The sequence below is a fragment of the Streptomyces sp. NPDC006602 genome, assembly GCF_042870385.1.
Classification (GTDB): Bacteria; Actinomycetota; Actinomycetes; order Streptomycetales; family Streptomycetaceae; genus Streptomyces.
Genome location: NZ_JBIAHG010000011.1, coordinates 21,864 through 42,409, shown reverse-complemented (window position 1 = coordinate 42,409; position 20,546 = coordinate 21,864). Strand labels below are relative to the sequence as shown.

Below are 20,546 nucleotides of genomic sequence, written 5' to 3'. Positions count from 1 at the left end.
GTGGCCTCCCCGCCGAGTAGACTGCTCAGGTTGCTCGGCGAGGGAGGCCGTACCGCTTTTCAGGAGGCGTACGGCGGTCCGTTATCGACGCGCTCTTCGTAGCAGGCCGATTGTTTGGCCGGGTGACCACCTTCCCCGACTGTTCTACGAGGAGTGACCATGGCTGACGTCAAGCTCGCCGCCGAGACCCGTACCGAGTTCGGTAAGGGTGCGGCCCGCCGTATCCGCCGTGCCAGCAAGGTTCCCGCCGTTGTCTACGGTCACGGTGCCGAGCCGGCCCACATCACGCTGCCGGGCCACGAGCTGCAGCTCGCCCTGCGCACCCCGAACGTTCTGCTCACGCTGGACATCGAGGGCAAGACCCAGCTGGCGATCCCGAAGGCTGTGCAGCGCGACGCGATCAAGGGCTTCCTGGAGCACGTCGACCTGCTTCTGGTGACGCGCGGCGAGAAGGTCAACGTCGAGGTTTACGTCCACACCGAGGGTGAGCTCGCGCCGGGCGCCTACCTGCTCGAGCACGTGCTGAGCACGCTGAACGTCGAGGCCGAGGCCACGCACATCCCGGAGTCGGTCACCGTCTCCATCGCGGGCCTGGAGGCCGGTGCCTCCATCCTCGCCAAGGACATCCCGCTGCCTGAGGGCACGACGCTGGTGACCGACGAGGACGCGGTCGTTCTCCAGGTCCTGGCCGCCCAGGCCGAGGAGGCCCCGGCGGAGGGCGAGGCCGAGGCCACCGAGGTCTGATCCTCCCCGGAATACCGGCTGTCGGCCGCCGCTCCCCTCGGGGGCGGCGGTCGGCGCGTATCAAGGAGACATGTACGTGACGACCGATGCAGGTGCCCCTTGGCTGATCGTCGGCCTGGGTAATCCCGGGCCGGAGTACGCCGCGAACCGGCACAACGTCGGCTTCATGGTCGCCGAGCTGCTCGCGGAGCGGGTCGGGGGCAGGTTCAAGCGGGCGGGGAAGGCGCAGGCGCAGGTCGTGGAGGGGCGGATCGGGCCGCCCGGGCCGGCGAACCGGCGGGTGGTGCTGGCGAAGCCGATGTCGTACATGAACCTGTCGGGCGGGCCGGTGAACGCGCTCAAGGACTTCTACAAGGTGCCCGTGGCGAACATCGTGGCCGTCCATGACGAGTTGGACATCGACTACGGGGTGCTCCGGCTGAAGCTCGGCGGCGGGGACAACGGGCACAACGGGCTGAAGTCGATGACGAAGGTGATGGGTCCCGACTATCACCGGGTGCGGTTCGGGATCGGGCGGCCTCCGGGGCGTATGCAGGTCGCGGATTTCGTGCTGAAGGACTTCTCGTCGGCGGAGCGCAAGGAGCTGGGCTATTTCGTGGACCGGGCCGCCGATGCCGTGGAGTGCCTCGTGATCGATGGGCTGGAGCGGGCTCAGAGCACGTATAACTCCTGAGGCCGGGAAACCGGGGAGCGGACCCCGGGAAAGGTACGTACAACTGGCGACTTGTCCGTCACCCGCACCCCGCGAAGTTGACCGACCGCAGCGCCATGGCCAATGATCCCGGCCATGTCTGCCACTGCCACCACGTCCCGCCAGGCCTCCGTCACCGCGCTGCGGTTCGGGCGGCTCGCGGCGATGGGTACGGTCGCGGCGCTGATCCTGATCGCCGGTGTGTGGGGCTCCTGGGGGACGGCCCAGCACGTGATGCTCACCAAGGGGCGGGAGCGCGGCACGGTCGAGGTGACGCGGTGCGGCGAGGACACCTGTACGGGGCCGTACACGCCGGCGTCGGTGGGGTCGACCGCCCGCAGAAGCGTCGCCATCGAGCACACGGTCGCCGTGCGCAGGGGGCGGACGTACACCGTCGTGGTGAAGCCCGGCAGCGACGACGTGGTGCGCTCCGGTCCTGCCGGGATCCTCTACGCCTGGGTGCCGATGGGCGGCGCGCTGCTGCTGGCCTCGGTCGTGGTGGCCGGTGGGCTGCGGCGGACGCGGGTCGCGTGGCTGCTCGCGGGATCCGGGGTCGCGCTGCTCACTGCTACTTTTGTAGTGGTCTGAGGGACATGGGTGGTCTCGACTTCTGTGGCGGAACTATTCGTTCTCTGTTCGTGATTGACCTGCGGTCAGTCCCGGCTGGAAGCTGAGCCGCCCCCTCCACATCTTCCCGCTTCACATCTCGAAGATGGACTACTGCCCCATGCGTATCCTCAGCCGCGCCGGCGCCCTGTCCGCCGTCGCAACAGCCTCCTTCCTGGCTGCCCCTCTCGCGCACGCCACCCCTCTTGCCACCGGCCTCGGCGACAACGGCACCGTGAAGATCCACGATGCCGCCACCGGCGAGGAGCTCCGCAAGAACGAGCCGCATGTCTGCACCTTCTATCTCGACGCCTTCGGTTTCGACGCCGTCCAGGAGGTCGACTGGCACATCGAGGCCTGGGCCCCGACGGCCGACGTCAAGGGCGAGACGGTGAAGTCCGGCGAGATCAGCCTGGACGCCGACGGTCACGGCCGTACGGACGACCTGTCGCTGCCCGACGGGCACTACAAGCTGTTCTGGAACTTCGAGGGCGAGAACGGCTCCGCCAAGCACAAGGTGTTCTGGACGGACTGCGAGGACGACGGTGAGGGCGGCGGTCCGACGCCGTCCGGGTCGGCCTCGCCGAGCTCCTCGGCAGGCGAGTCGGTGAACCCGTCCGTGTCGCCGAGCCCGGGCTCGTCGACCGGCGAGTCGGTCGACCCGTCGGCCTCCCCCTCCGCCCAGGGCACCGGCGGTGACCTCGCCGAGACCGGCAACGGCGCCCCGGTGGGCCTGCTGTCCGGCCTCGCCGCCGCGCTGGTCGCGGGGGGCGGTTACCTGCTGTTCCGTCGCCGTAAGGCCTGATCAGGCGCATCAAGGTGCCCCCGAGCCTCCTGTACGAGGCTCGGGGGCACCTTGATGTCCGGAGGGACCGTCAGCCGGTGTTGCGCAGGCCGGCCGCCACGCCGTTGACCGTGAGCAACAGGGCCCGGGACAGCAGCGGGTCGGGCTGCTCGCCCGCGGCCGCCGCGTCGCGCTGGCGCTTGAGGAGGGTGACCTGGAGGTAGGAGATCGGGTCCAGGTAGGCGTCACGGATGGTGAAGGTCTGCTTCAGCACCGGGGTGGCGTCGAGCAGTTCCTTCTCGCCCGTCACCCTCAAAACCTCGCGCACGGTCAGTTCGTGCTCGGCCCTGATCGTGTCGAAGACGTGCTTCAGGTCGTCCGGGACGAGCGTGTCGACGTAGTGGGCGGCGATCCGCAGGTCCGTCTTCGCCAGCGTCATCTCGACGTTGGAGACGAAGTTGCGGAAGAAGTGCCACTGCTCGTGCATCTCGTCGAGCACGGTGTCCAGGCCGGCCTCGCGCAGGGCCTTCAGGCCGGAGCCGACGCCGAACCAGCCGGGCACGATCTGCCGGGACTGGGTCCAGCCGAACACCCACGGGATGGCGCGCAGTCCGTCGAGGCCGGCACCGGAATCGGGCCTCCTCGAAGGCCTCGATCCGAGGTGCAGGTCGGCGAGCTGGTCGACCGGCGTGGCCTTGAAGAAGTACGCGGGCAGGTCGGGGTCCTCGACGAGCCTGCGGTAGGCCGAGTGGGCGGCGTCGGACACCAGGTCCATGGCCGCGTCCCAGCGGGCCAGCGCCTCGTCGGACTGGCGGGGCGCGGTGTGCAGGGCGGAGGCCTGGAGGGTGGCCGCGACGGTCAACTCCAGGTTCTCCCGGGCCAGGGACGGCACGAGGTACTTGTCGGAGATGACCTCGCCCTGCTCGGTCACCTTTATCTCGCCCTCCAGGGTGCCCCAGGGCTGGGCGAGGATCGCGTCGTGGGAGGGGCCGCCGCCTCGGCCGACGGTGCCGCCGCGGCCGTGGAAGAGGCGCAGGCGGACGCCGTAGCGGTGTGCCACGTCGCGCAGGCGGCGCTGGGCGCGGTGGATCTCCCACTGGGAGGTGGTGATGCCGCCGAACTTGGAGGAGTCGGAGTAGCCGAGCATGACCTCCTGGACGTCGCCCCTGAGCGCGACCAGGCGCCGGTAGGACGGGTCGGAGAGCATGTCCTCCAGGATGGTGTCGGCGGCCTTGAGTTCGTCGGTGGTCTCCAGGAGCGGCACGATGCCGATCTTCGCCCAGCCGGCGTGCAGGTCGAGCAGACCCGCCTCGCGGGCGAGTACCGCGGCGGCGAACACGTCGTCGGCGCCCTGGCACATCGAGATGATGTACGACTCGATGACCTCCGGCCCGAAGACCTCCAGGGCCCGCTTCACGGTCTGGAAGACACCGAGGGTCTTCTCGCCGGCCGCGTCCACGGGCGCCGGGGTGGGCCCGAGCGGACGGCGGGAGCGCAGCTCCTTCGCGAGCAGCTTGCCCCGGTACTCGCGGGGCATGTCGGCGTACCGCCAGGACTCCTCGCCGAGCCGGTCGAAGAGCTGGCCGAGGGCGTGGTGGTGGGCGTCCGCGTGTTCGCGTACGTCCATGGTGGCGAGCTGGAGACCGAACGCGGCGAGCGTGCGGATCGTACGGTCCATGCGGCCGTCGGCGAAGAGGCCGCCGCGGTGTTCCCTGAGGGACGTCTGGATCAGCTTCAGGTCCTGCAGCAGCTCGGAGGTGCCGAGGTAGTCCCGGCCCGGCTGGTGCGGGGTGCCCTTGGCCAGGCGCTGCTTGGTGTTCTCCAGCTTCTGCCGGATGCAGGTGGCCTTGAGGCGGTAGGGCTCCTCGGCGTTGAGGCGCTTGTAGCGGGGGCTGATCTCCGGGAGGCGCTCCAGGTCGGTGCCGAGGGAGTCCAGGAGTTCGTCGGTGGCGCCGGTGTAGCGGATGGAGTTCGACAGGAAGCCGCGGAGCTCGTCGATCATCTCCAGGGCGTCGTTGATGCCGTGCTCGTGCTGGAGGATCAGGACGTCCCAGGTGACCTGGGGTGTGACGTTCGGGTTGCCGTCGCGGTCGCCGCCGATCCAGGTGCCGAAGGTGAGGGGCCGGGTGTGGTCGGGGAGCTTGACGCCGACCCGCTCCAGCTCGGCCGTCAGGTCCTCCAGGACGTCACCGACCGCGCCCGCGTGCAGTTCGTCCAGGTAGTAGATGGCGTTGCGGGCCTCGTCGGCGGGCTCCGGGCGTACGACGCGCAGCTCGTCCGTCTGCCAGACGAGGTCGATGTTCTCGGCCAGCCGGGTGTCGTAGCGGCGGCGGTCGGCCTCGATGACCGGGGTCTCCAGAAGCGCGGCGATCCGCCGGAGCTTGTTGAGGACCGAGCGGCGGGCAGCCTCGGTGGGGTGGGCCGTGAACACCGGGCGGACGTTCAGGTTGGCGACCGTCTGGCGCAGGTGCTCGGGGTCGGCGTCCTTGAGGCGGTCGGCCGTGCGGGCCAGCAGGCTGCCCTCGGCGGCCCGCCTGGCGCGCAGCTCGCGGCCGCGGTGGACCTGCTCGGTGACGTTGGCCAGGTGGAAGTAGGTGGAGAAGGCGCGGACCAGCTTGGCGGCGGTCTGCAGTTCCGTGCCGCGCAGCAGCTCGGCGGCGGCCTCACCGTCCTCGCGGGTGAGGCGGCGGACCTTCTCGACCAGTTCGAGCAGCTCGGGACCTTCCTGGCGCACGAGGGTCTCGCCGAGGAGATCCCCCAGTCGCCGGATGTCGGCGCGCAGCTCGCTGCTGGTCGACGTGGTGCTCGTCGTCAGGTCGTCGGCACTGCTCACAGGTGCGGCTCCTTGCAGTGTTGAAGCTCGTCCGGAGGGGAACCCGGACGGCGGTCAGGCGGCTGTCGCCGCATACGGGCCGGACATCCGGGAAGAAATCAGAGCGGACCGCGCTGTCCGACCGGTCCAAGGATAGGTGTCCATGAGGATGCGCAGAATTTCGGGCCCTTGCCGCAGGGCGACGCGCTGCCATACTTACGACGGCGTAGGTTACGGAACCGTAGGAAGTACCGCACGGTTCCCTCGCCCCGGCATCTGCCTCAATCCCAGACCCCACAGGGGACGCGCATGACCACAAGCTCCGATGTGATCGAAGGCTCTTCGAAGGCCCCCGACGAGACCCCCGCCCCCTCCGCCACCCTGGGCGGCGAGCAGAAGCGTTCGATCGAGCAGATCACGCTGCTGTTGTTCATCACCGTTCCGTTCCTCGCACTGCTGGCGGCCGTGCCGCTGGCGTGGGGCTGGGGTGTGAGCTGGCTGGACCTCGGCCTTCTGGTCTTCTTCTACTACCTGGGCTGCCACGGCATCACGATCGGCTTCCACCGCTACTTCACCCACGGCTCCTTCAAGGCGAAGCGGCCCCTGCGGATCGCGCTCGCGATCATGGGGTCGATGGCGGTCGAGGGGCCGCTGGTGCGCTGGGTGGCCGACCACCGCAAGCACCACAAGTTCTCCGACGCCGAGGGCGACCCGCATTCGCCGTGGCGTTTCGGTGAGACGCTCCCGGCGCTGATGAAGGGCCTGTGGTGGGCCCATATCGGCTGGATGTTCGACGAGGAGCAGACCCCGCAGGACAAGTACGCGCCGGATCTGATCAAGGACAAGGCGATCCGGACGATCTCCCGGCAGTTCATCATGTGGACGGTTCTCTCGCTGGCGCTGCCCGCGGTGATCGGCGGTCTGGTGACGATGTCCTGGTGGGGCGCCTTCACCGGCTTCTTCTGGGGCTCCCTGGTCCGGGTGGCCCTGCTGCACCACGTCACCTGGTCGATCAACTCGATCTGCCACGCGGTGGGCAAGCGCCCGTTCAAGTCGCGTGACCGCTCGGGCAACGTGTGGTGGCTGGCGGTGCTGTCCTGCGGCGAGTCGTGGCACAACCTGCACCACGCCGACCCGACGTCGGCGCGGCACGGGGTGGAGCGCGGCCAGCTGGACTCCTCGGCACGCTTCATCCGCTGGTTCGAGATGCTCGGCTGGGCGTACGACGTGCGCTGGCCGTCACGCTCGCGTATCGATTCCCGCCGGAACACTGGTGAGGACGGCTCCCGAAGCAAGAGGGAGACGGCCGAGGCTGCATGATTGATGCCGTGGCGACCGACTCCAGCAGCACCCCGAGCAATGAGAAGCCGCGGCGTGCGCGTCGCACCCGGATGACCGGTGTGGAGCGTCGCCAGCAGCTGCTGGAGATCGGTCGCACCCTCTTCGCCGCGAAGGGTTTCGAGGGCACGTCGGTGGAGGAGATCGCGGCGAAGGCCGGGGTGTCCAAGCCGGTGGTGTACGAGCACTTCGGCGGCAAGGAGGGGCTGTACGCGGTGGTGGTGGACCGCGAGATGCGGCGGCTGCTGGAGATGGTGACCAGCTCCCTGACCGCCGGCCACCCCCGCGAACTGTGCGAACAGGCGGCCTTCGCGCTCCTGGACTACATCGAGGAGTACACGGACGGTTTCCGCATCCTGGTGCGTGACTCTCCCATCCCCCAGTCGACGGGTTCCTTCGCCTCCCTGATCTCGGACATCGCCACCCAGGTGGAGGACATCCTGGGCCGCGAGTTCAAGAGCCGCGGCTTCGACCCCAAGCTGGCCCCGCTGTACGCCCAGGCCCTGGTCGGCATGGTCGCGCTGACCGGCCAGTGGTGGCTGGACGTGCGCCGCCCGAAGAAGGCGGAGGTGGCGGCCCATCTGGTGAATCTGGCCTGGCACGGGCTGGACGGCCTGGAGGCGAAGCCGCACTTGATAGGACGCCGGAAGAGCTGACGCGGTCACTCTTTGTGATGACGCCTGCGGATTCCGCCCGCTACCGTTGGTGCCGCAGGCCGAGAATCCCGTCCATGGGAGGAACCATGACCGCCGAGCCGACCGCCAAGCACGGCTGCCGCTGGCCGGTGCCGCCGCAGGACGGGTACACCGTGGACGACCTGTTCACGCTGCCTGACCTCCCGCCGCACACCGAGCTGATCGACGGGAGCCTTGTCTTCGTGAGTCCGCAGCGGATTTTCCACAGCCGCATGATCGACCTTTTGCTGGCCGGCCTGCGTGGCGCGGCCCCGAAGCAGCTGAAGGTCCTTCGTGAGATGACCGTCGTCCTGGACCGGCGCAACGGCCCCGAGCCCGACGTGTCCGTCGTCCGCGCCGAGGCCGTCACCGGCCTGGAGCAGACCCGGTTCGAGGCCGCCGACGTGCTGCTCGCCGTGGAGGTCGTCTCCCCCGACTCCGAGGCGCGCGACCGGGACACCAAGCCCCACAAGTACGCCGCCGCCGGCATCCCCCACTTCTGGTTGGTGGAGATGGCCGGAGAGAGCCGGCATCCCGTGGTGCGGGTCTACGAGCTCGACCCGTTGTCGAAGACGTACGCGCTGACCGGCATCCACCACGACCGGCTCAAGCTCGGCGTCCCCTACGACCTCGACCTCGACATCACGCTGGACGCCCTCAAGGAGCTGTGACCGGCTCGACCAGGAACTCCAGCCGGTTGCCATGGTCGACTGCGGTGATCATCACGCGTCCTTGCGGGCGACCGCGAAGATACGGCGGAAGGGGAAGGGCGTGCCGTGCGCGCCGGCCGGATAGACCTCGCGCAGAGCAGCCCGGTAGGTGCTCAGGAAAGATTCCCGCGCCGCCGGGTCGTCGGCGAGCGCGGTGAGGACGGGGCGCAGGCCGGTCCCCTTCACCCAGTCCAGCACCGGGTCCTCGCCCCCCAGCAGATGGACGTACGTCGTCTCCCACACGTCCACCGTGCAGCCGAGGTCGGCCAGCCGCTCCAGGTAGACCCCGGGCGCGAGGACGGCGTCGTCGTGCCGCAGGGTGTCGCCGAGGCGGTCCTTCCAGCGGGCGGAGTGGGCGAGTTCGCGCATCAGCCGGTGGCTGGGGGCGTCGAAGTTCCCCGGCACCTGGAAGGCGAAGGTACCGCCCGGCACGAGACCCGCCACCCACTCCGCGAACCGCTCCACGTGCCCCGGCACCCACTGCAGGGTGGCATTGCTGACGATCAGGTCGAACGGCTCCGGCGGCGCCCAGGTCCGTACGTCGGCGTGGGCGAAGTCGAGGCGGCCGCCGCCGGGGGTGGGCCCCGCGTGGTCCACGTGTGCCTTGTCGAGCATCTCCGGCGAGTTGTCGTACCCGGTGATGTGTGCGGCGGGCCAGCGGTCGGCGAGCAGGGTCGTGACGTTGCCGGGACCGCAGCCGAGGTCGGCGATGCGGGGCGGGTCACCGGGGAGATCGGGGACGCGGGCGAGGAGGTCGACGAAGGGGCGGGCGCGGTGGTCGGCGTGGCGCAGATATTGGGCGGGGTCCCAGGTGGGGGCGGTGGCGGGCATGGGCGGGCCTCCTCGGTGTGACCGTACTCAACGGTCCCAGCCTGACGTCGATGTACCTTGACGTCAAGAGTCTTGATGTCAAGAGACTCCACATCGACACAACCACTACACTGATCGTCATGGAGGACGAGGTCGATCGGCTGGTATCAGCATGGCGCCGGGAGCGCCCGGACCTCGACGTGGAACCGCTCGAGGTACTCAGCCGGGTGAGCAGACTGGCCCGGCACCTGGACCGGGCACGCCGGCTGGCCTTCGCCGAGCACAGCCTGGAGCCCTGGGAGTTCGACGTGCTGACGGCACTGAGGCGCGCGGGAACGCCGTATCAGCTCTCCCCGGGACAGCTGCTGACCCAGACCCTGGTCACGTCGGGCACGATGACGAACCGCATCGACCGCCTGACCAAGAAAGGCCTGGTCGAGCGACTGCCCGACCCGAGCGACCGGCGCGGGGTGCTGGTCCGGCTCACGCCCGAGGGCCGCGACCGCGCGGACCAGGCCCTGGCCGGGCTGCTCGACCAGGAGCGGGCCATCCTGGCCGAACTCTCCCGCGCCCAGCGCAGCGAACTGGCCGGACTACTACGCCAGCTGACCGCCCCGTTCGACAACATCCCCGGCTAGGTCGACGGGACCGACCCCCGCCCGCCGGGCCAGTGCGACGGCGGCCAGGGTGGAGTGCACCCCGAGCTTGCCGAGGACGTTCTGCATGTGGGTGCGGACGGTGTGCGGGGAGAGAAAGAGCCTCTCCGCGACGGCTTTCCGCCCGAGCCCGGCGACCATGCAGCGCAGCACTTCGCGCTCCCTCGGCGTGAGGGACTCCACCAGCTGTTCGCTCTCGGTGCGGTGCTTGCGCGCGGCGGTCAGCTCCCGCAGCACGCCGGTGAGCAGGGCGGGCGGCAGGTGGGTCTCGTCGCGCAGGACCCCCCGTATGACCGTCAGCAGCCGGGACAGCGAGCAGTCCTTGGCGACCCACCCGGAGGCACCGGCCTGCAGGGCGAGCGCGGCCCGGCGCGGATCGTCCTTCTCGGCGAGCACGACGATCCGGACGGCGGGCTGCGACGCGCGCACCCCGACGACCAGGGATATCCCGTCGACGAGGCCGTCCTCGCCCACCTCCTGAACCGGCACCGCGGGCCGGACGCCGGGCACGTTGCCGCCCAGGTCGGCGTCGACCAGCAGCACGTCGTAGCGGCGCCCCTCGGCGGCCGCGCGCTCCAGACTGCGCACCGCGGCGGGGCCGCTGCCCGCCGCGGAGACGTCCACGTCGGGCTCGGCCGCCAGCGCCGCGGCGAGTGACTCGGCGAAGATGCGATGGTCGTCGACGACCAGAACTCGGATGCGAACCACGAAACCCCCTTCCCCAAGCTCCTGAAGAGCAGGGGATACCTCAAGGTCCGGAGAACGACGACTTGTACGCGGGTACGACGCCCAGGGGCATCCGCCGCCGCACGGCCGCCGCCGTGCAGAACCGCTACCCCCACTTCGGGCGTCGTACCCGACTGTCTCGCCCCCTGATCACACCGGCCCCCACCGGTGCTGTTCATCAGGGTACGGCCGGGGGGCAGGAGCGGAAGGTAATTTGCAGAACTGGCTGTCCGACGCGTTTATGGTGAGGCGCATGTTTCGTATGGAGACAGAAGTCGACAAGGAACGGCGTGATCTGCTCCGGACCCGGCTGCGGGAGACGAACACTGCGACCTCTCCCGTCCTGCGCGCTCTGCGCGGCACCCCCGGCGAACGCGAGTATCCGCTGCACGTCTGGATCCTGGACGAGGCCGACCGCCTGGCCGGCGGTCTCGTCGGCCACACCTGGGCGACCTGGCTCCATGTGACCTACCTCTGGGTGGACGACCGCCACCGCGGCGCGGGCCTGGGCTCCGGGATGCTCGCGCAGGCGGAGCGGATGGCCCGCCGGGAACGGGGCTGTGCGGCCGTACGCCTGGAGACCTGGGACTTCCAGGCGCCGAGGTTCTATCAGAGGCAGGGGTACGAGGTGGTGTGCGTGATCCCCGACTATCCGCCGGGGATCACGGAGTACACGCTGACGAAGCGGCTCAGCTGAGCCTGCGCGCTCCCGCCGCCGGCACCGCCTCGAACACGCGCGGGGCGGTGAAGTCCGCCGCGGCGAAGGCCTCCTGGACGGCCTTGGTGATGGTGTCGACGTCGGCGGCCTCCGCGAGGACGATCGCCGAGCCGCCGAAGCCGCCGCCGGTCATGCGGGCGCCCAACGCGCCCGCGCCCAGCGCCGTGTCCACGACCAGGTCCAACTCCGGGCAGGAGATGCGGAAGTCGTCGCGGAGGGAGGCGTGGCCCTCGGTCAGCACCGGGCCGATCGCGCGGGTGTCGCCCGACTCCAGCAGGGACACGACCCGCTCGACCCGCTGGTCCTCGGTGACGACGTGCCGGACCAGGCCGCGGACCTCCTCCTCGTCACCGAGGCGGGCAAGGGCCGCGTCCAGTCCGTCGTACGGGACGTCCCGCAGGGCGTCGACGCCGAGCAGGGCCGCGCCCTTCTCGCAGCCGGCGCGGCGCTTGCCGTACTCGCCGTCGCTGTGGGCGTGCTTGACCTGGGTGTCGACGACCAGCAGGCGCATGCCCTCGGCGGCCAGGTCGAAGGGGATCTGCTTCTGGGAGAGGTCGCGGGTGTCGAGGAACAGGGCGTGGCCGGCCTCGCAGCAGGCGGACGCGGTCTGGTCCATGATCCCGGTGGGGGCGCCGACGTAGACGTTCTCGGCGCGCTGGCACAGGCGGGCCAGCTGCCAGCCCTTCTGGCCGAGTTCGAAGAGGTCGTTGAGGGCGAGCGCCACCACGACCTCCAGCGCCGCCGACGAGGACAGGCCCGCGCCGGACGGCACCGTCGACGTCAGGTGGACGTCCGCGCCGGTGACCGGGTGACCCGCCTCGCGCAACGCCCAGACCACGCCCGCCGGGTACGCCGTCCAGTTCCGGTCGGTCTCCGGGGCCAGGTCGTCGACGCGCAGCTCCACGACGCCGCCGTCGATGTCGGCCGAGTGCAGGCGCAGTAGACCGTCCTCGCGCCGGGACACCGCGGCGACGGTGACGTGCGGCAGGGCGAACGGCATGACGAAGCCGTCGTTGTAGTCGGTGTGTTCGCCGATGAGGTTGACCCGGCCCGGCGCCGCCCACACTCCCTCCGGCCCGGTCCCGTACAGCTCCTCGAACCGCTCGGCGACCGCCCCTGCGACAACAGCCTCGCTCATGCCCTGATCCCTGACCTTTCCGTACCTGCCGATGCGGCTGGTTGCCGCTAGTTTGCGCGCCGCTGCGCGAAGTCCCACGCGTCCGCGACGATCCCCGCGAGGTCCGCGCGGGACGGGTTCCAGCCCAGCTTCTCGCGGGCGGTGGCGGCCGACGCCACCAAGGCCGCCGGGTCGCCGCCGCGGCGGGGGGCGACGACCTCGGGGATCGGGTGGCCGGTGACCTGCCGGACCGTCTCGACGACCTCGCGGACGGAGAAGCCGTTGCCGTTGCCGAGGTTGCAGATGAGGTGCTCGCCCGGGGTGGCGGCCCGCACCGCGAGCAGGTGGGCCTCGGCGAGGTCCGCCACGTGGATGTAGTCGCGGACGCAGGTGCCGTCCGGCGTCGGGTAGTCGTCGCCGTAGACGGAGATCGCGTCGCGCTTGCCCTGGGCGACCTGGAGGACGAGCGGGATGAGGTGCGACTCGGGGTCGTGGCGCTCGCCGTACTCCCCGTACGCGCCCGCCACGTTGAAGTAGCGCAGGGAGACCGCGGCCAGCCCGTGGGCCCCCGCCTCGCTCGTGATCATGTGGTCGACCGCGAGCTTCGTGGCGCCGTACGGGTTGGTGGGCCGGGTCGGCGCCGACTCGACGATCGGGACCTCGGTGGGCTCGCCGTAGGTGGCGGCCGTGGAGGAGAAGACCAGCCTGCGTACGCCCGCCTCGCGCATGGCGCCGAGCAGCGCCATGGTGCCGCCGACGTTGTTGTCCCAGTACTTCTCGGGCTTCACGACCGACTCGCCGACCTGGGAGGAGGCGGCGAAGTGCAGCACCGCGTCGAAGGTGGAGTCGAGCCACTTGGCGGCGTCGCGGATGTCGCCCTCGACGAAGGTGGCGCCCGCAGGCACGCCCTCGCGGAAGCCGGTGGAGAGGTTGTCGAGAACGACGACCTCGTGACCCGCCTCCAGCAGGTGCTGGGCGACCACGCTGCCGACGTACCCCGCACCGCCCGTGACCAGATACTTGCCGCTCATGAACTCGCTACCTCTCGCAGTCGCTCGGCCGCGGCCTCCGGCCGGATGTCGTTGATGAACACGTTCATGCCGGATTCGGAGCCCGCGAGGAACTTCAGCTTGCCGGACGTACGGCGGATGGTGAAAAGCTCGAGGTGCAGCGCGAAGTCGTCACGGCTGACGCCCTCGAACTCCTCCAGCGCACCGAACGGCGCCTGATGCCAGCCCGCGATGTACGGCGTCGGAGACTCACCTTCGCCGAATATCCGGTCGAAGCGCCTCAAGAGTTCCAGATAGACCTTGGGAAACTCTGTGCGCGCGTCCTCGTCGAGGCCGAGCAGGTCCGGCACCCGGCGCTTCGGGTACAGATGCACCTCGTAGGGCCAGTGCGCCGCGTACGGCACGAAGGCGACCCAGTGCTCCCCCTCCAGGACGACCCGCTCATCGGCGAGTTCGCGCTCCAGGACGGCGTCGAAGAGGTTCTCACCTCCGGTCGCTTCCTTATGAGTTGCCACTGACCGCAGCATCAGCGCGGTGCGCGGAGTGGTGAACGGGTAGGCGTAGATCTGGCCGTGCGGGTGACCCAGAGTCACACCGATCTCCGCACCACGGTTCTCGAAACAGAACACCTGCTCCACGGAGGGCAGATGCGACAGCTCCGACGTCCGGTCGGTCCACGCGTCCAGGACAAGACGCGCCTGCTCCTCGGTGAGGTCGGCGAAGGACGCGTTGTGGTCGGAGGTGAAGCAGACGACCTCGCAGCGGCCCGAGTCGCCGGCCAGCGAGGGGAAACGGTTCTCGAAGACCACGGCGTCGTACGACGAGTCCGGGATCTCGCTCAGCCGCTCGCCCTGCGACGGGCACAGGGGGCACTCGTCGGCCGGCGGGTGGTAGGTGCGACCCTGACGGTGCGAGGCGATGGCGACCGCGTCGCCGAGCAACACGTCCCGGCGGACCTCGGACGTGGTGACGGTCGGGTCCAGCGGACGGCGGTCGACCGCGTCCCGCACGGTGTCGTCACGCAGGTCGTAGTAGATCAGCTCGCGACCGTCGGCCAGTCGGGTCGAGGTCTTCTTCACGCCGGACTCCTCTTTCGAGCCACCGATTCATCACCGAATCATCAAACAGAACTAAACACATCGAAACACAAGTCACCACAGCAGTCAACATCACAATCAAACAAAGAGCGTCAAGGTGACTGTTCATTTACTGAAGGCGGAGGCGTAGGTTCCGCTCTGCGTCAGTTCACGCAGCGAAGCGAGCTCTTATGCGAATCCGCTACAAATCTCGCAGCCGAGCTGCGACTCCCGACGAACTGGCTCGACTACACGATCCTCGGCTACTTCGTCGTCGTCCTGGGCATCGGCTTCGCCGCCCGCCGCTCGGTGGAAGCAAGGTCCACTCGGTCCCCGAGTTCCTGCTGCTGCGCTACGACAGGCGGCCCATCTGCTCAGTTCGATCCTGTTCGCCTTCGCCGCCATTCTGATCGCCGGTGTCTACCTCTATGCCCTCGCGATCGTCGTCGAGGCGCTGCTCGGCTGGCCGGAATGGGTCGCCATCGTGGTCGCCGGCGCCTTCGTCCTCGCGTACATCACCCTCGGCGGCCGGTCCTCGGCGATCTACAACGAGGTCCTCCAGTTCTTCGTGATCCTCGCGGCGCTGATCCCGCTGTCCATCCTCGGCCTGAAGAAGGTAGGCGGCTGGGACGGGCTGTCCGACTGACTGTCCAAGACGCACGGCGCCGACTTCATGACCCCCTGGGGCGGCACCGGCATCGGCAGTGCGCATCCGCTGGGCGCCAACTGGCTGCTCGCCGGCCTCACCGCGTCCGACGCCGACATCGACAAGGCCGAGGGCGTCAACATCAACCTCTGGACCGGCCTGGGAATGCTCGCCCTGGGCGTGTTCTTCCTGGTCCGACTGAAGCTCCGACCGGTGGCTCCGCCGCCGCCGGACGTTGTTCTGGCTGACGATCCGAGGGACTGAGGATCGAGGCGCGGGCGGTAGGGACACCGCTCGCGCCCACACCCGCACAGGCATGCGGACCAGGCCGGGACCAGCCGCGAGAGCGAACTCCCCGATGCTGTTCCCCAAGGCGTCCGCTAGGACTCCGGACCCGGTCCCGCCCCCACCTCCGGCAAGGAGTTCGGCACCGGGCCCGCTCGGTCCAGCAGGCCTGTGCGTGCTGCCAGTGCCGCCGCCTCCAGTCTTGAACCCACGCCCAGTTTCATCAGGACCCGTTGGACGTGGGTGCGGGCCGTGGACGGGGCGATGCCCATGCCGGCGGCGATCAGGCGGGTGTCCTCGCCGTCGGCGACCCGGACCAGGACCTCTACCTCCCTGGGGGTCAGCATCTGCAGCAGGCGCTGGCCCTCGTCGTCGGGCTGGGCCACCGGGTTGAGCAGTTCGCTGAACGCGCCCTGGAGCAACTGCGGCGCCACTGCCGCCTCGCCCGCCCGGGCCTTCATGATCGCGCGCTCGACCCCCTCGATCCGCTCGTCATGCCGTACGTAGCCGGAGGCGCCCGCGGCGAACGCCGCCGCGATACCGCGCGGGCTGGGCACCGGGCCCAGCACCAGCACCGCGACCTGTGGACGCTCACGCTTGATCCGCACCACCGGGTCGAACATCCCCGGCTCCGCCGGTGTCGCCGTCCCCAGCAGGCACACCTCCGGCGCCCGGCTGATCACCAGTTCCGCCGCGCCCGCGGCGGGCGCCGCCGCGGCGAGCACCCGGTGCCCCCGCAGTTTCAACGCCGAGGCCAACGCCTCGGCGAGCAGTCGGTGGTCGTCGACCACCATGAGCCGCACTCCCATCGAGCCCAACCCCCCAGTCCCCCCAATGGATCCCCATGCATCGCTGTGGATGCCCCACTATGGATGCCCACTGGTCCGCACGGACAGAAGCTCCCTCCCGGCTCCCCCGCCCTTCATGCCCCCGGAAGCTACACGCTTGTTCGACGTTGCGCTTCCCCTAACGGGACAGAAGTGCCCCGGATCGACGGAATTTATCGGTTTCCCTGCATTCGAGGGTGATGAGCGGTACGCGCACGGCCCCGCCCCTGAGCAGGGACGGGACCGTCGCGACAAGGCCACTCGGGCGCTTCGGCTCGCGCCGAACGCGATCATCAGGTGTCCGACATGAACAGGTGCCCCAACAAGGTCGGGCGGGTGGCGGGGACGGCGAACAGCTGACGGGGAAGGGTCACTTGCCGTAGGCGAGCATCAACTTCTCCTTCTTGTCGGTGTCCCCGGCCAGCCGTGTGGTCGAGATGTAGAAGCGCCCGTCGACCCAGGCGATGTCCTTCGAGTAGAAGCCGCCCTCGACGGCGGCGGTGCCCTCCGGCAGCTGCAACAGCGTCGTCGGCGTGTGCCTGCCCCCGGTCACCGGCATGGACACGATCCGGCCGCCCGCGTCGTACGACGGCTGCACATAGGCGACGAGCTTGCCGCCCTCGATCTTCATCGGCAGCATCGACTCGTCCGCCGGGGACTTCACGCGCCACTTCTCCTTGCCGTCGGCGAGATTGATCGCGACGATCTCGTTCGCCCCGCTGGTCGCCTCGGTGGGCAGGTAGAGCGTGTCGGCGTCCGCTGCCACGCCCTCGCAGGCTTGAAGGTCACCGCCGAGGAATCCCCAGCCGCACTCGGGTGCGAAGTCCTCGTCGAAGGCGACCTGCGAGCGGAACCTGCCGGAGGCGGCGATCGTGGAGATGTTCCACGCGTTCTTGTCGTCGTTGATGCTGTAGACGACCAGCGGATCGACGGAGTATGTGTGCTCGACGGTCCAGCCGTTGTCGAACCTCTGGGTCCACTTGGCCTTGCCGGTCGCGGGGTCCAGCTCCTGCATCTCGTCGTGCGCGGTCGTCTGGCCGGCGTCGCAGGAGGCGACCTGGACCAGCCGGGTGCCGCCCGCGAACGCGCTCGGGAAGCAGGCGTCGCCGTACTTCTTCTTGTCGAACAGCTTCTTGCCGGTCGTCACGTCGTACGCCGTACCGGACTGCAAGCGGCCCACCATCAGCGTCTTGCCGGTGATGGACAGCTCGATCGAGGCGTTGCTGTCGAACAGCGCGCCGTCCTCGACCTCGCCGGTCCAGCCCTTCGCGCCGGTGTTGAGGTCGATCTCCTGAAGCTGGTTGCACTCGGCGCGGTCGCTGGTGCCGTTCATGTACGCGACGACGATCTTGTCGTCGGCCGTCTTCTGCGGAGTGACCGCGCAGATCTTCTGCTCGAAGGTGATCGTGTCCCAGGTGGGGGTACCGTCACCGACGTTGTAGGCGACGAGCTGCTTGTACGCCGCCTTCACCGCGGTCTTGCCGGTGATCCACATGCCGGGAGCGTCGGCTCCGTCACCGGGCGCGTCGGGCGCCTCCTTGTACCAGAGCACCTGGGCCTCGCCGGCCTTCCGGCCCTTGTTGAGGTTCTCCGGGTCCGAGCCGCCGGCACCGCTGCCGTCGCCGGGGTTGACCGGGGAGTCGGAGGCGGTGGGCTTGGAGTCGTCGCTCTGCTCGGCGATCGGCTTCTTGTCGTCGTCACCACCGCCGGTGACCGCGAACACGGTCCCGCCGACGACGAGCAGCACGGCCACCGCGGCACCGATCATGACGGCGGGCTTGCCCTTGAGACGGTTCCCGGAGCCGGGCGGCGGGGTGCCGGGCGCGCCCGGGAACTGGGGCTGCGGCGGGGAGCCGTAACCCTGCGGCTGTGCGTACGGCCCCGGCTGCTGCGGCTGCTGGCCGTACGATCCCGGCTGCGACGGCTGGCCGTACGGTCCCGGCTGCGGCTGCTCGCCGTACGGTCCCGGCCGGTCGTAAGGGCCGGGCTGCGGTGGGGCGTACGGGCCCGACGGCGGCGGGGGCTGCCGGGGATACCCGTAACCGGGTTGCGGCGGAGTCCGTGGCGGTGGCGGCGGGGCCCCGAAGCCTCCGCCCTGCTGTTGTGGTGGCTGGTCCTGCGGCGCTCCGAAGCCACCCTGCGGCGGCTGGTTGGGCGGCTGCGTCATCAGCGCGTTCCCCCGTTCAGTCACTGATTTCTAGCCACGCCCTGAGGTACGTAGTGGACCCAGAGTCGCACTCAGAAAGATCCAAGACGGCCACTTCTATCACTCAGGACCGACAACGCACCGGGCCGGTTCTGCCCCTGTTCCCAAGGGAAAACCGGCCCGTGATGCCCCCGTTACGCGCTTTCACGCACCCTTCACGCGTCCTCGGCGAGTTCCAGCCACCGCAGCTCCAGTTCGTCCCGCTCGCCGGCCAAGTCGCGCAGCTCGGCGTCGAGTTCGGCCACCTTCGCGAAGTCGGTGGCGTTCTCCGCGATCCGGGCGTGCAGCTTCGTCTCCTTCTCGGAGATCTTGTCCAACTGCCGCTCGATCTTCTGGAGTTCCTTCTTGGCGGCGCGCTGGTCGGCGGAGCTCTTCTCCGGTACGGCCTTGTCGGCGCCCGGGACGGGAGCCGCCGCGGCCGCCGCCGCCTCCATCCGCCGGCGGCGCTCCAGGTACTCGTCGATGCCGCGCGGCAGCATCCGCAGGGTGGCGTCGCCGAGGAGGGCGAAGACCCGGTCGGTGGTGCGCTCGACGAAGAACCGGTCGTGGGAGATGACGATCATCGAGCCGGGCCAGCCGTCGAGCACGTCCTCCAGCTGGGTCAGCGTCTCGATGTCCAGGTCGTTGGTGGGCTCGTCGAGGAAGAGGACGTTGGGCTCGTCCATCAACAGCCGCAGCAGCTGGAGCCTGCGCCGCTCACCGCCGGACAGGTCCCCGACCGGCGTCCACTGCTTCTCCTTGTTGAAGCCGAACGTCTCGCACAGCTGCCCGGCGGTCATCTCGCGCCCCTTGCCGAGGTCGACGCGCTCCCGCACCTGCTGCACGGCCTCCAGCACGCGCAGCTTCGGGTCGAGTTCGGAGACCTCCTGGGAGAGGTAGGCGAGCTTGACGGTCCGTCCCACGGCGACCCGCCCGCCGACCGGCTGCTTCTCGCCCTCCGTCCACGCGGCCTCGGCCATGGCCCGCAGCAGGGAGGTCTTCCCCGCGCCGTTCACGCCGACGAGGCCGATCCGGTCGCCCGGGCCGAGCTGCCAGGTCACGTGCTTGAGCAGCACCTTGGGACCTGCCTGGACGGTCACGTCCTCCAGGTCGAAGACGGTCTTCCCGAGCCGCGAGGACGCGAACTTCATCAGCTCGCTGCTGTCCCGGGGCGGCGGCACGTCCGCGATGAGCTCGTTGGCCGCCTCGACGCGGAAGCGCGGCTTGGACGTACGGGCGGGGGCACCGCGCCGCAGCCACGCCAGCTCCTTGCGGACCAGGTTCTGCCGCTTGGTCTCCTCCGTGGCGGCGATGCGCTCACGCTCCGCGCGCGCGAAGACGTAGTCGGAGTAGCCGCCCTCGTACTCGTACACGTCGCCCTTCTGCACGTCCCACATCCGGGTGCAGACCTGGTCCAGGAACCACCGGTCGTGGGTCACGCAGACGAGCGCCGAGCGCCGCTCGCGCAGGTGCTGGGCGAGCCAGGCGATGCCCTCGACGTCGAGGTGGTTGGTGGGCTCGTCCAGGACGATCAGGTCCTGGTCCTCGATGAGCAGCTTGGCGAGCGCGATACGGCGCCGCTCGCCGCCGGAGAGCGGGGCGATGACGGTGTCGAGCCCCTGCGGGAAGCCGGGCAGGTCCAGGCCCCCGAACAGTCCGGTGAGTACGTCCCTGATCTTCGCGTTCCCGGCCCACTCGTGGTCGGCCATGTCCCGGATGACCTCGTGCCGGACCGTCGCCGTCGGGTCGAGGGAGTCGTGCTGGGTCAGCACGCCGATCCGCAGGCCGCCGGAGTGCGTGACGCGGCCGGTGTCGGCGTCCTCCAGCTTGGCGAGCATCCGGATCAGGGTCGTCTTGCCGTCGCCGTTGCGCCCGACCACCCCGATGCGGTCGCCCTCGGAGACGCCGAGCGACACGCCGTCCAGGAGGGCACGAGTGCCGTACACCTTGCTGACGTTCTCGACATTGACCAGGTTGACGGCCATTACTCTCCTGACAGGGGGGACGATCGACCTTCCAGGGTAGTCGGCGGGGTGGATGGTCATTCCCGGCCGGGGTTCTCGCCCCCGCCGCCCCTTCCCGTCCCGTCCCCAGGGGCGCCGCCCCTTCGACCCCCGTACCAGGGGGCTCC

General features: G+C 69.8%; 18 protein-coding genes and 1 pseudogene. 10 read left to right on the top strand and 9 right to left on the bottom strand.

Translation table 11 applies throughout. From position 1 onward, the window contains the following. Positions 1-159 precede the first annotated feature (159 nt). From ACFYO2_RS26140 to ACFYO2_RS26125, 4 genes are all read left to right on the top strand, one after another. The gene (locus ACFYO2_RS26140; protein ID WP_388353654.1) at positions 160-744 is read left to right on the top strand and encodes a 50S ribosomal protein L25/general stress protein Ctc; all 585 of its coding nucleotides are present in this window, start codon (positions 160-162) and stop codon (positions 742-744) included. 70 nt (positions 745-814) lie between these two features. Next, the gene (pth, locus tag ACFYO2_RS26135; protein WP_388353651.1) at positions 815-1,417 is read left to right on the top strand and encodes an aminoacyl-tRNA hydrolase; all 603 of its coding nucleotides are present in this window, start codon (positions 815-817) and stop codon (positions 1,415-1,417) included. A gap of 102 nt (positions 1,418-1,519) precedes the next feature. Beyond that, on the top strand, positions 1,520-2,023 hold the full coding sequence (locus ACFYO2_RS26130) for a hypothetical protein (protein ID WP_388353647.1): 504 nt from the start codon (positions 1,520-1,522) through the stop codon (positions 2,021-2,023). Between the two features lie 139 nt (positions 2,024-2,162). After that, positions 2,163-2,846, top strand: coding sequence for an LPXTG cell wall anchor domain-containing protein (locus ACFYO2_RS26125; RefSeq protein ID WP_388353644.1), 684 nt, complete (start codon positions 2,163-2,165; stop codon positions 2,844-2,846). Positions 2,847-2,916: 70 nt separating this feature from the next. Here ACFYO2_RS26125 and ppc read toward each other — a convergent pair whose 3' ends face one another. After that, positions 2,917-5,658 carry a phosphoenolpyruvate carboxylase gene (gene ppc / locus ACFYO2_RS26120; RefSeq protein ID WP_388353641.1) on the bottom strand — a complete coding sequence of 914 codons (2,742 nt, stop codon included), beginning with the start codon at positions 5,656-5,658 and terminating at the stop codon, positions 2,917-2,919. Between the two features lie 288 nt (positions 5,659-5,946). Here ppc and ACFYO2_RS26115 point away from each other — a divergent pair, with 288 nt between their 5' ends. The 3 genes from ACFYO2_RS26115 to ACFYO2_RS26105 all read left to right on the top strand — a co-directional run bounded on the left by ACFYO2_RS26115 (position 5,947) and on the right by ACFYO2_RS26105 (position 8,320). Further along, the gene (locus ACFYO2_RS26115; RefSeq protein WP_388353638.1) at positions 5,947-6,957 is read left to right on the top strand and encodes an acyl-CoA desaturase; all 1,011 of its coding nucleotides are present in this window, start codon (positions 5,947-5,949) and stop codon (positions 6,955-6,957) included. Beyond that, entirely contained in the window at positions 6,954-7,631 is a 678-nt protein-coding gene (locus ACFYO2_RS26110) for a TetR family transcriptional regulator (protein WP_388353635.1), read from the top strand. The genes ACFYO2_RS26115 and ACFYO2_RS26110 overlap by 4 nt, the downstream gene beginning before the upstream one ends. 86 nt (positions 7,632-7,717) lie before the next feature. Further along, positions 7,718-8,320 carry a Uma2 family endonuclease gene (locus ACFYO2_RS26105; protein ID WP_388354212.1) on the top strand — a complete coding sequence of 201 codons (603 nt, stop codon included), beginning with the start codon at positions 7,718-7,720 and terminating at the stop codon, positions 8,318-8,320. 51 nt (positions 8,321-8,371) lie between these two features. Here ACFYO2_RS26105 and ACFYO2_RS26100 read toward each other — a convergent pair whose 3' ends face one another. Beyond that, positions 8,372-9,190: a trans-aconitate 2-methyltransferase gene (locus tag ACFYO2_RS26100; RefSeq protein ID WP_388353633.1), complete on the bottom strand. Its 819-nt coding sequence runs from the start codon at positions 9,188-9,190 to the stop codon at positions 8,372-8,374. Positions 9,191-9,309: 119 nt separating this feature from the next. On the opposite strand from ACFYO2_RS26100, the gene ACFYO2_RS26095 reads away from it, so the two are divergent. After that, positions 9,310-9,807 (top strand): MarR family winged helix-turn-helix transcriptional regulator, encoded by a 498-nt coding sequence (locus ACFYO2_RS26095; RefSeq protein ID WP_388353630.1) that lies wholly within the window; start codon positions 9,310-9,312, stop codon positions 9,805-9,807. On the opposite strand, the gene ACFYO2_RS26090 is transcribed toward ACFYO2_RS26095, so the two are convergent. Then, a complete protein-coding gene (locus ACFYO2_RS26090) occupies positions 9,766-10,533 on the bottom strand; it encodes a LuxR C-terminal-related transcriptional regulator (RefSeq protein WP_388353627.1) in 768 nt (255 codons plus the stop codon). The two genes, ACFYO2_RS26095 and ACFYO2_RS26090, sit on opposite strands and share 42 nt — an antisense overlap. A gap of 259 nt (positions 10,534-10,792) precedes the next feature. Here ACFYO2_RS26090 and ACFYO2_RS26085 point away from each other — a divergent pair, with 259 nt between their 5' ends. Continuing rightward, positions 10,793-11,248 carry a GNAT family N-acetyltransferase gene (locus ACFYO2_RS26085; protein ID WP_388353624.1) on the top strand — a complete coding sequence of 152 codons (456 nt, stop codon included), beginning with the start codon at positions 10,793-10,795 and terminating at the stop codon, positions 11,246-11,248. On the opposite strand, the gene galK is transcribed toward ACFYO2_RS26085, so the two are convergent. Genes galK through galT form a run of 3 tightly spaced genes read right to left on the bottom strand, consistent with a single transcriptional unit; the run spans position 11,241 to position 14,475 of the window. Continuing rightward, positions 11,241-12,407 carry a galactokinase gene (gene galK / locus ACFYO2_RS26080; RefSeq protein WP_388353621.1) on the bottom strand — a complete coding sequence of 389 codons (1,167 nt, stop codon included), beginning with the start codon at positions 12,405-12,407 and terminating at the stop codon, positions 11,241-11,243. The genes ACFYO2_RS26085 and galK overlap by 8 nt on opposite strands. A 47-nt stretch (positions 12,408-12,454) precedes the next feature. After that, positions 12,455-13,417, bottom strand: a complete 963-nt coding sequence (galE, locus tag ACFYO2_RS26075) for a UDP-glucose 4-epimerase GalE (protein WP_388353618.1) — start codon at positions 13,415-13,417, stop codon at positions 12,455-12,457. After that, positions 13,414-14,475: a galactose-1-phosphate uridylyltransferase gene (galT, locus tag ACFYO2_RS26070; RefSeq protein WP_388353615.1), complete on the bottom strand. Its 1,062-nt coding sequence runs from the start codon at positions 14,473-14,475 to the stop codon at positions 13,414-13,416. The genes galE and galT overlap by 4 nt, the downstream gene beginning before the upstream one ends. Before the next feature lie 156 nt (positions 14,476-14,631). On the opposite strand from galT, the pseudogene ACFYO2_RS26065 reads away from it, so the two are divergent. Further along, positions 14,632-15,205: pseudogene (locus ACFYO2_RS26065) on the top strand (hypothetical protein); the annotation flags it as partial. 293 nt (positions 15,206-15,498) lie between these two features. Here the strand turns inward: ACFYO2_RS26065 and ACFYO2_RS26060 are convergent. The 3 genes from ACFYO2_RS26060 to ACFYO2_RS26050 form a co-directional block, all read right to left on the bottom strand. Next, positions 15,499-16,212: a LuxR C-terminal-related transcriptional regulator gene (locus ACFYO2_RS26060; protein WP_388353612.1), complete on the bottom strand. Its 714-nt coding sequence runs from the start codon at positions 16,210-16,212 to the stop codon at positions 15,499-15,501. Between the two features lie 388 nt (positions 16,213-16,600). Beyond that, on the bottom strand, positions 16,601-18,397 hold the full coding sequence (locus tag ACFYO2_RS26055) for a PQQ-binding-like beta-propeller repeat protein (protein WP_388353609.1): 1,797 nt from the start codon (positions 18,395-18,397) through the stop codon (positions 16,601-16,603). 194 nt (positions 18,398-18,591) lie between these two features. Beyond that, the gene (locus ACFYO2_RS26050; RefSeq protein WP_388353607.1) at positions 18,592-20,400 is read right to left on the bottom strand and encodes an ABC-F family ATP-binding cassette domain-containing protein; all 1,809 of its coding nucleotides are present in this window, start codon (positions 20,398-20,400) and stop codon (positions 18,592-18,594) included. Between the last annotated feature and the right edge of the window lie 146 nt (positions 20,401-20,546).